This window comes from Candidatus Cloacimonadota bacterium (assembly GCA_020532355.1).
Lineage (GTDB): Bacteria > Cloacimonadota > Cloacimonadia > Cloacimonadales > Cloacimonadaceae > UBA5456.
The window spans coordinates 1-5,735 of record JAJBBD010000038.1 but is presented as its reverse complement, the minus strand read 5'-3'; the positions used below and the strand labels follow the sequence as shown (position 1 = coordinate 5,735).

The following is a 5,735-nucleotide window of genomic DNA, read 5'->3' as shown; positions in this document are numbered from 1 at the left end:
TCATGATCTTCTCCTTGTCTTGTAGATTTCTTGTCAAAACCATCAAAACAAAGTGCGGGATCCGGCTCAACCTTTTTCTTCATCTGGCGTTACCTATTTTACACCAACCTTTGAGACACTACCGGGTAAAAATGGCTTCTTTTCTCGATCGCGGCGAAAAATCTTCAAAACTTGTGGATAACTACTCGAACTCAGCGCAATAGTGGCAGTCTGAGGCAATTACGCAAAGGTCTTTATCAGTTAGTGTGATAAAATGGATAAGCCCGGAGTCTTGCCCCGGGCTTCATACATAGTGTGTAAGATACTATTTCATGAGCAGCATTCTCTTGGTATGGGTTGCCTTCGGGCTGCTGACGCGGTAGAAATATACGCCACTGGCTACAGCCTTATTATTCATGTCTCTACCGTTCCACACCACACTATGCAGCCCAGCAGGCATTTCAGCATTGACCAGGGTTTTGACCAATTGTCCTTTGACGTTGTAAATGTCAAGCCGCACTTTCGAGGCTTCCGGCAAGCTATAGGCAATGGTGGTAGTAGGATTGAAAGGATTGGGGTAGTTTTGCCTCAGAACAAGATGATCGATGGCAGGCAACTCCGGATCATTAATGCTCACCCAGGGCTGAGAGCCATATTCATATGCTCCCATGTCTATGATCCCGTTCCACACCCGCTGATTACCCGCCAGATCATAGGGCGGCAAACCCAGTAGAGAGATATCAGGAGTACCCGCATCAATGCAGGGAGATCCTGGAGCAAGACGAAGATATTCCACATTACCGGCATTGGTGTCGGCAAACAATTCCCCCTCACTTAGGTTCTGCTCCCCATAGCTTAATGTATTGAAGTTTGAAATATTATATATGCCTTCTTCGCCACCGCGAATGTAGCTGTAATCTATATCAAGATTACACGGGTCTTGCTGTCCCGATATTGGAGGATACATCACAATCTCATGATCAGCTACAGGGTTGAAAAAGATGTTGTTTCGCATTCTTATATTTCCAATTAGCCCCACTGCTGCCACAGAACCATAATTGTTATAAAAAGTGCAGTTTGAGATTTCTACGTTGCTATAGTCGTTACTACCGAACAGCGCAGCTCGGTCATCGTTGGTTCTGATGTTGTCAAACAGGCAATTGTTAACCCTAATGTCTACTGCCTCGGTAGTCCTTGGATTCCACAAAGAGATAGCAAAGGTGGGTTGGTCGTAGTACACACTCATGTTGCTAACTTCATTGTTCTCAAAAGTAAACGAATCTACAACCCTGAAGCTTATTACGGCAGAACCTCTGAAAAAAGGGTCATCGGTTACATAAGTGGAATGGATATTCGTAAAGGTTGAATTGCTGATCTTTGAATCATGTACCTTATTAAAATCTACAACTATATGTGGGGTTGTGATATTCTTGATGACCAGTTTATTGATCTCAACGTTTCTTGGTACACTTATCATAAATGCGCTATACTCACAAGCTTGGATATCTGATATCACCACATCATTCAGATACAAGTTATCTTGGGTTGATGGGTTTGTATATGGCCTTCTGTTGCTGGGCACGCTTTCAGTAATGGTGAATCCGCAAATCGTGTTGTGCCTAGCTTTGATGGCATTGATGAATCTTGGATAACCTAATGTGCAAACCACTGATGATGTTAACGTAACCAAATCCGACCCTGCTCCGACGAGATTGGTGTAGGACTTGATCGGGATGGGGTAGATTTGCCCTTCAGCTTCTTCATACACGCCCGTCAGCAAATGGATAGTTTTGACCTCAAGGCTATCGGAAGCTATCAGATGCATTGCTCTGGTGATGGTGCGCATTGGCTCATCAGGGCTGATACCGCTATTGTTATCATCTCCATTGGGGCTAACGTAAAAGTCACGGTTTATTTCCGTGCGATGAGCCTGCTGTACAACAGCCGTATCATGATACTGCTGCAGACTGGATAAATTGTTATGCCTGCCGATATAGAAGGTTGAGGGTGGACTGATGGTCGCTTTGTTCAAGTGGATTGTCAAGTTGGCGGGAATGTCAAAAACGGCTATATCTACCGGGGCAGCTCCATAGTTCTCATAAACGGAACATCTATTCACAGGGTCAAAAACAATACTTGGTATCATTGTATTGGTTCCTGTAAAAAGAATCCCCCCACCGGATGCCAGACTATAATTGTGGTGAATATTTACGCCGCTCAATTGCAACGAGGCATTTAAGCAACTAATACCCGCTCCCATCCCGGCATGATTACCGGTTATCACACAATTTGTAAGAGAAACTGACCCCTCAGTCATATAGGCGTTATTAATCAGTACTCCTCCCCCTCTTGTAAGTTCGTCATAGGTCAGAAAACCTGTCCCATTGGTAATGGTAAAACCCCTTAGAGTGGCATTCTGTTCGGCATTGCGAAAGGCAACGCAAGAGCCATTGCGATTGCCATCGATAATGGTTTGGCTAATGTAGGTGCTGTCATTGGTAGTGGCCTCCAGACTACATACAGTGATGGATTTGCCAATGTAATCAATATTCTCGATGTATCTACCGGGATGTACCAATACCGTATCACCATTACTAGCAGCTTCTATGGCAGCTTGAATGGAGATGTATTGCTCGCTGCCATCTATTGCTACATTTAGCGTTACGGCAAAGCTCATCGTGGTAAATGCCACCATTAGGGTTACCAATAACAGTCTCTTCATTGTTGCTCCAATCATCTTAGATCCTATCCTTTCTCTGTTATAATCTGTCATTCCCGCGTAGGATACTGTTAAAATGAGCAAGGGAGAGCGTAACCCTCCCTTGCAAATTAACATTACTTACTTCATCAGCATCATCTTCTTGGTGATGCTTCCTTCCTTGGTAGTCAGGCGATATTGATACAATCCGCTGGCTACCTTCCTGCCATACTTGTCAGTTCCGTTCCACACCACTTTGTGTGGTCCGCATACTTTGTTTTCATTTACCAGGGTCTTTACCAGTTGACCCTTCAGGTTGAAGATATCCAGCTTAACAATACCATCTGAGGCAATCTCATAGCTGATGGTAGTCTGCGGATTGAAGGGATTGGGGTAATTTGGCGATAAAGCGTTTTTGGAGATAATGGGGTTAAGCTCCGTTTCTGCTTTTATGGCAATCTCATAATGCCGAATGCCAAACTCACTCATAAGCTTCATGTCATTGGAATCCAGCCGGCAACGCTGCTTAACGTTATCCACTGCCTTGGTATCAAAATAGAACACCAATTCGCAATCTTCCGGATTGATAACTTCATACTTGTCCAGATACGCGCAAAGATCGGTATAATCGCCTTCAACCTTTACCGCGCCCTTACATTCTCCATCCACATACAGGCCGATCTCAGACGGTAACACATCAAAACCGCTAAGGTCGATGAACATGGGGGTGTAATCAAGTTTCTCCACATACTCAAAAGCAGTTGCTTTGGGTCTTACTTTCGGGTCTATCGGGGTTACATTGCTCCACGCGAAGCTGCAATCTTCGGTTACGGTTAAAACTACCATATCTCCATAGTTCAGAGTTAAGTTCGCTGAGCTGACCTTCCAGAACCCATTGCCCTTAATGGCACTCCAATATTGCGTTTTGATGGAAGTTACTTTATCCAGAATGGAGGCAAGAGCAGTGAAGGGGCTGGAACTCTGTGGCAGGTAATAGCCTATCCAGTTTTCGTTTACCCCCGTAGAAGATCCAGCGGGATGGGCATATAGATTGATGACGGTATTGGGAGATTGTACAAAGCCAGAGCTTGGGATCTCAATAGCTTGAGTAACTCCAGGTTGGAGCTCTATCTTGTAACCAAGGACACTTCGTACGGGAGAGTCTCCGTTTAACAACAATCCTTCTTGGATATGCATAGACTCTGGTGGATTATTCCCATCTTTCCAAATCACTTGATCAAGGACATCAACATCCGTTATCGGAGCAAAGTAATTCTCAGCTATATCATAGCTTGGAGTGGTCCTGTTCAGCACCGGGAAGCTCATCCATTTCGGGGTTCCATTCGTTGGCATAGTATATACGTCACGAGTATGGTTCACTGCAGGATAGGCTCCAATATCAGCTGGAGTGCCGTCCTCATCAGTACCAACACCGGAATCAATACAAGGCGACATGGTGCTGGCTGTCCAGAGAGGCTGATAATAAGAGTCGAGCTGAGGATCCGAAGCCACAACCGGGTTGGATATTGAGAACACCTGATATGCGTTACCCTGTGTGTCAACATGGTTAGTAAGATCATTAAAGAAGCAGTTATTGATGGTCAGGCTTTCAGTGGCGTGGTTGGGATTTCCGGTATGACCACCCCATTCCACATCATAAGGAGAACAGTTGTGGAATATATTGTTTTCAATAGTATAGTCTGATCCTTTGAACAGCACTAATCCCGAACTTGTCAAGTTCAGAAGCGTGTTGTTGTTAAACTGGAAGTAATCAGGATTCTGAGGAGCCCCACCATAGTAATAGAGATGTAAACCATAGGTCGTACCCTCGATCCCATCAATAACGTTATTGTTAAATTTCATACTACAGCGACCGGCATAATCATGGAAGTACACAGCGCCTTTATCTGAGAGTTTAAACGTGTTCCCGGTAATTACAAAATCTGTGCTTGATGCCTCAAAATATGGCATGTTTTCATAAAAGAGGCAGATTGCGGGCTCAGAATAATAGCTGGTATCTGGATTAAACGTACAGTTCTCAATGGTAAGATTATTAATACCTCTACTTCCTGCTACCCATATGTCATTGGCTCTATTTTGACCAGAGTTACCAGTAAAGGTGCAATTATGAATCAGGATGTCTCCATTGTAATCATCACCATAGATCAAGATGGCACCAGCGGCGAAATATGCGGGAGGGCCAAAGCCCACAGCTGTCGATGTCCAGTTATCCGTAAACGTGCAGGATAGAAATGTTGCAGGCCCAAACAACGCAACTGCACCACCACCATTACCATTAGCCGCTGCGTTGTTGGTAAAAGTGCAATTCTCAAATCTGGGTGAGTTTAACTGATTTGAACCACCTTGAATGAATACAGCACCACCATATCCAGATGGATTATTGAATTGCATGTTGTATTCACCCTGCACCCTGTTATCATCGAAAGTACAATTTGAGACCAGTGGTGATGCTCCTTCAAGTAACATAATTGCAGGGCCATTATCATAAGCATAACAGTTTTGGAATGTGAATCCATGAATTCGATCAGTATTGTTTATACCGCTCCAGTCCAACTTAATGGCATGCGAACCGCTCGTGAGTACTGGATTGCCAGATCCTAATAGGCGGACATGCTTGTTCGCCCAGGATAACTCATTCACACTATAGGTACCACTTGCGACTATTACTGTTCCCCCGTCAGCGACTAGATCTATCCCTTCCTGAATAGTAGAAGCTTGAGCAGGCACGTGGACTATAGTGGGATTTGCAAGCAGTAAAGACAGACCAATAATCATTGTAGCCAGAAAAAGAACCTGCTTCATATTAACTCCTGGATGTTGATTCAAACATGCTAAGCTGATACCGATTTTGAGCAGAGCTTGGGTGCGAGAGTTTGATACATTTCCCCTTTCGGATACATATCTTTTCCCATGTAGATCATATTCCATACTTATTCTGCTCATTGCCTTGGTTCCTGATTCTGAACCATGAGCATCTTGGGTGAAAAATGCTTTGTAAGACATTGTATTCTCCTTTTGCCTTTCTTAAGCTAAAGTA

General features: G+C 44.1%; 3 protein-coding genes. 1 reads left to right on the top strand and 2 read right to left on the bottom strand.

What is annotated here, in order from left to right; all coding sequences use genetic code 11:
* Positions 1-203: hypothetical protein (locus LHW48_01070; GenBank protein ID MCB5259054.1), on the top strand; the 203-nt coding region annotated here is incomplete at its 5' end.
* A gap of 101 nt (positions 204-304) precedes the next feature.
* Here the strand turns inward: LHW48_01070 and LHW48_01065 are convergent.
* Together LHW48_01065 and LHW48_01060 are read right to left on the bottom strand one after the other, a co-directional pair.
* Positions 305-2,701 (bottom strand): DUF1565 domain-containing protein, encoded by a 2,397-nt coding sequence (locus LHW48_01065; GenBank protein MCB5259053.1) that lies wholly within the window; start codon positions 2,699-2,701, stop codon positions 305-307.
* Positions 2,702-2,818: 117 nt separating this feature from the next.
* Complete coding sequence (locus tag LHW48_01060) at positions 2,819-5,701, bottom strand: T9SS type A sorting domain-containing protein (GenBank protein ID MCB5259052.1); 2,883 nt, start codon at positions 5,699-5,701, stop codon at positions 2,819-2,821.
* Between the last annotated feature and the right edge of the window lie 34 nt (positions 5,702-5,735).

What these genes read in the sequence shown, in the direction of transcription:
- LHW48_01065 (MCB5259053.1), bottom strand. Translation starts at nt 2,701, where the DNA reads ATGAAGAGACTGTTATTGGTAACCCTAATGGTGGCATTTACCACGATG.
- LHW48_01060 (MCB5259052.1), bottom strand. Translation starts at nt 5,701, where the DNA reads ATGTCTTACAAAGCATTTTTCACCCAAGATGCTCATGGTTCAGAATCA.